Source organism: Stenotrophomonas sp. CASM110 (assembly GCF_049384345.1).
In the GTDB taxonomy this organism is placed as follows: Bacteria; Pseudomonadota; Gammaproteobacteria; order Xanthomonadales; family Xanthomonadaceae; genus Stenotrophomonas; species Stenotrophomonas muris.
This window is the reverse complement of record NZ_JBMRGI010000043.1, coordinates 1-2,500: the sequence shown is the minus strand read 5'-3', so window position 1 is coordinate 2,500 and position 2,500 is coordinate 1. Positions and strand designations below refer to the sequence as shown.

2 rRNA genes (1 of these 2 cut by a window edge) are annotated in these 2,500 nt (G+C 54.2%); both read left to right on the top strand.

Annotation, left to right across the window (positions count from 1 at the left end):
- A 23S ribosomal RNA gene (locus VG561_RS21070) occupies positions 1-2,256 on the top strand (it extends 624 nt beyond the left edge of the window).
- A 125-nt stretch (positions 2,257-2,381) separates the two neighbouring features.
- A 5S ribosomal RNA gene (gene rrf, locus VG561_RS21065) occupies positions 2,382-2,496 on the top strand.
- The last annotated feature ends 4 nt before the right edge of the window (positions 2,497-2,500 follow it).

The following is a 2,500-nucleotide window of genomic DNA, read 5'->3' as shown; positions in this document are numbered from 1 at the left end:
TGATAAGGGCGCATAGTCGCGGGCAGTAGACCCGAAACCGGGTGATCTAGTCATGCCCAGGGTGAAGGTGCGGTAACACGCACTGGAGGCCCGAACCCACTCCCGTTGCAAAGGTAGGGGATGAGGTGTGATTAGGAGTGAAAAGCTAATCGAACCCGGAGATAGCTGGTTCTCCTCGAAAGCTATTTAGGTAGCGCCTCATATGTATCCTCTCGGGGGTAGAGCACTGTTATGGCTAGGGGGTCATCGCGACTTACCAAACCATTGCAAACTCCGAATACCGAGACGGACTGTATGGGAGACACACGGCGGGTGCTAACGTCCGTCGTGAAAAGGGAAACAACCCAGACCCACAGCTAAGGTCCCAAATTTTGTGCTAAGTGGAAAACCATGTGGAAAGGCACAGACAGCCAGGAGGTTGGCTTAGAAGCAGCCACCCTTTAAAGAAAGCGTAATAGCTCACTGGTCGAGTCGGTCTGCGGGGAAGATTTAACGGGGCTAAGCACAGAACCGAAGCTTGGGGTGCATAACTTTGTTATGCGCGGTAGAGGAGCGTTCCGTAAGCCGTTGAAGGTGGATTGAGAAGTCTGCTGGAGGTATCGGAAGTGCGAATGCTGACATGAGTAACGATAATGCGGGTGAAAAACCCGCACGCCGAAAGCCCAAGGTTTCCTTGCGCAACGTTAATCGGCGCAGGGTGAGTCGGCCCCTAAGGCGAGGACGAAAGTCGTAGTCGATGGGAAGCAGGTTAATATTCCTGCACCTCGCGTAAGTGCGATGGAGGGACGGAGAAGGTTAGGTGTACCAGGCGTTGGTTGTCCTGGGGAAAGGCGGTAGGTTTGGATCTTTGGCAAATCCGGGATCCTTTAAGACCGAGCACCGAGACGAGCCTTTATGGCGAAGTCACTGATACCACGCTTCCAGGAAAAGCTCCTAAGCTTCAGCTTACGCAGACCGTACCGTAAACCGACACAGGTGGGTAGGATGAGAATTCTCAGGCGCTTGAGAGAACTCGGGTGAAGGAACTAGGCAACATGGCACCGTAACTTCGGGAGAAGGTGCACCCTTTTTGGTGGCTCGTGCGAGCTATAGCTGAAGAGGGTCGCAGTAACCAGGCCGCTGCGACTGTTTATCAAAAACACAGCACTCTGCAAACACGAAAGTGGACGTATAGGGTGTGACGCCTGCCCGGTGCTGGAAGGTTAATTGATGGGGTCAGCCGCAAGGCGAAGCTCTTGATCGAAGCCCCAGTAAACGGCGGCCGTAACTATAACGGTCCTAAGGTAGCGAAATTCCTTGTCGGGTAAGTTCCGACCTGCACGAATGGCGTAACGACAGCGGCGCTGTCTCCACCCGAGACTCAGTGAAATTGAAATCGCTGTGAAGATGCAGCGTTCCCGTGGCAAGACGGAAAGACCCCGTGAACCTTTACTATAGCTTTACACTGAACGTTGAGTTCGTCTGTGTAGGATAGGTGGGAGGCTATGAAACTGTGGCGCTAGCTGCAGCGGAGCCATCCTTGAAATACCACCCTGTCGTGCTTGACGTTCTAACCTGGGCCCATTATCTGGGTCGGGGACCGTGTATGGTGGGTAGTTTGACTGGGGCGGTCTCCTCCTAAAGAGTAACGGAGGAGCTCGAAGGTACGCTCAGCGCGGTCGGACATCGCGCACTGTGTGCAAAGGCATAAGCGTGCTTGACTGCAAGATCGACGGATCAAGCAGGTAGGAAACTAGGACTTAGTGATCCGGTGGTTCTGTATGGAAGGGCCATCGCTCAACGGATAAAAGGTACTCCGGGGATAACAGGCTGATACCGCCCAAGAGTTCATATCGACGGCGGTGTTTGGCACCTCGATGTCGGCTCATCACATCCTGGGGCTGTAGTCGGTCCCAAGGGTATGGCTGTTCGCCATTTAAAGTGGTACGCGAGCTGGGTTCAGAACGTCGTGAGACAGTTCGGTCCCTATCTGCCATGGGCGTTGGAGATTTGAGAGGGGCTGCTCCTAGTACGAGAGGACCGGAGTGGACGAACCTCTGGTGTTCCGGTTGTCACGCCAGTGGCATTGCCGGGTAGCTATGTTCGGAAGCGATAACCGCTGAAAGCATCTAAGCGGGAAGCGCGCCTCAAGATGAGATCTCCCGGGGCACAAGCCCCCTGAAGGAACCATGTAGACTACGTGGTTGATAGGTCAGGTGTGTAAGTACAGCAATGTATTGAGCTAACTGATACTAATGATCCGTGCGGCTTGACCATATAACCTCAAGTTGCCTTGGCTTTACGACAACGTCGTAAGAGCATCCAAGTGCACGCTACGTCACAAGAACTATGCGAGGCTGGCGCCTTGTCCCCCGGGACGAGTGCGACTCTCCAAAAGCCTCCCTGGTGAAATTAGCGCTGTGGAACCACCCGATCCCATCCCGAACTCGGAAGTGAAACGCAGCTGCGCCGATGGTAGTGTGGCTCAAGCCATGCGAGAGTAGGTCATCGCCAGGGTTTA